4 protein-coding genes are annotated in these 1,562 nt (G+C 41.3%); 2 read left to right on the forward strand and 2 right to left on the reverse strand.

Features of this window, described 5'->3' with window-relative positions:
- A partial coding sequence (locus tag CBG25_RS20035; RefSeq protein ID WP_290603789.1) for a transposase occupies positions 1-291 on the forward strand: 291 nt, incomplete at its 5' end.
- On the opposite strand, the gene CBG25_RS20040 is transcribed toward CBG25_RS20035, so the two are convergent.
- Positions 288-608 carry an antA/AntB antirepressor family protein gene (locus tag CBG25_RS20040; protein WP_366212820.1) on the reverse strand — a complete coding sequence of 107 codons (321 nt, stop codon included), beginning with the start codon at positions 606-608 and terminating at the stop codon, positions 288-290. The two genes, CBG25_RS20035 and CBG25_RS20040, sit on opposite strands and share 4 nt — an antisense overlap.
- Positions 609-673: 65 nt before the next feature.
- Positions 674-1,033 (reverse strand): hypothetical protein, encoded by a 360-nt coding sequence (locus CBG25_RS20045; RefSeq protein WP_290606168.1) that lies wholly within the window; start codon positions 1,031-1,033, stop codon positions 674-676.
- 42 nt (positions 1,034-1,075) lie between these two features.
- Between CBG25_RS20045 and CBG25_RS20050 the strand changes: the two genes are divergently transcribed.
- On the forward strand, positions 1,076-1,562 hold a 487-nt coding region (locus CBG25_RS20050), incomplete at its 3' end, for a transposase (protein ID WP_290608854.1).

The raw sequence follows: 1,562 nt of genomic DNA on the forward strand, positions 1-1,562 counted from the left end.
ATAGTAACAAACAAAGAGAATCCCACCCGTGAATACGTCAAATCTATCATGGATGCCCGTTGGTCTGTTGAAGTTTATCATCGAGAAGTTAAACAAAATTGTGGTATTGAACGCTGTCAGGCTCGCACGAGCCGAGCGCAAAGAAATCATATTTTTCTCGCTATTTCTGCGTGGTTTGAACAACATAAACGTCGTATATCTGAAAAAATAACCCTTTATCAACAAAATTGGGACGTAATCAAAAATGCTATTGCTGAGCACATCCGTGTTTTATTAGCGTACCCAAATTAGTTTTGTGCGAAACTCGTGGCCTGTTTTCCTTTTTCGTTGCGCTCAACCATTGATAGTTCTTTCGCCATATCGATGCTGATGCAGTAGTCTTTCATTGGACGTTGGCGAGATTTTGCACTCCCCGATTTTGGGGAGCTCAAATTTTCTACAATTATGTAGTCCTGATTTTCAACAAATCCATACTGGTTAATTCGGTCTTTAACCCATGTGGTAAAATCTTTGCCAACTTCTAGAAATTGATGTAGATCACGAGCATTTACCGTTTGGATCAATGCGCCGTTAATGTTTTTTGTTTCGATGTTGATTAAATTTGACATAAGGATATTCCTCAATAGTTAAATTGATGAAAGATTGCCCCTATAGGAAGGGGCGTTAAGATTAATTAGTGACGTTTTATGAAATGGGTTAACTCACCTTCATACCAGTGATCGGTGCGAGTGGTGATTATCCCGATTTGTTGATGATGGAATTGTTCAAAAAGCTGTTTGATCTCCGCTAAAACCGAATCGACATTCTCACGCTTACGTAAAAGTCGTTTGATAACCTGTTTTTCTGCGTCATTAATAATTTGGCGCAATGACTCGGTGATGTAGTAAATGCGTCTGCATTCGTCAGCCATCAGTGGTATATGCTCTACCTGAAAACGCTCCGGTGATGGGGTGCCGGTCACTTCGCGTAAAGCCAGCCACACTGCATTACTCCATGAACGCTCAAATCGAAAACCGTTATAGGACTTACGCAAATTTCACATAAAATAGAATAAAAATTCTGTAGAGTGTTACAAATGAAACCAAGCCGCTTAAATTACTGCCAGTATCTAATGATAAGCCAAATCAATTATACCTTGACGAATTTTGCTGATCATACGCAAGATATGAGTCACGATGCGATTAATCGCTATTTGCGAAACGACCACGTAACTGGGAGCGCTTTGTGGGCGCAAGTCAGGGACGATATTAAGCTGTCTCCAGATGGCTATATTGTGTTCGACGACACAGTACTGGACAAAAACTTTTCGCACCACATTGAGTTGGTACGGCGGCAATACAGCGGTAACGCCCACCAAGTAATCAAAGGCATAGGTGTGGTAAATTGTGTGTACGTCAATCCCAGCACGGAACAATTTTGGCTCATTGATTTTCGTATTTACCATCCTGATGGTGATGGTAAATCGAAACTCGAGCACGTCGAAGATATGCTAAAAAACGTAGTTCGGCATAAGTGCCTTCCCTTTGCCGCCGTGCTGATGGATACATGGTATGCCACTAAGA

Source organism: Arsenophonus sp. ENCA (genome assembly GCF_002287155.1).
In the GTDB taxonomy this organism is placed as follows: domain Bacteria; phylum Pseudomonadota; class Gammaproteobacteria; order Enterobacterales; family Enterobacteriaceae; genus Arsenophonus; species Arsenophonus nilaparvatae.

Coding starts and splice junctions, on each gene's coding strand:
- CBG25_RS20040 (WP_366212820.1), bottom strand. CDS start 608: ATGTCAAATTTAATCAACATCGAAACAAAAAACATTAACGGCGCATTG.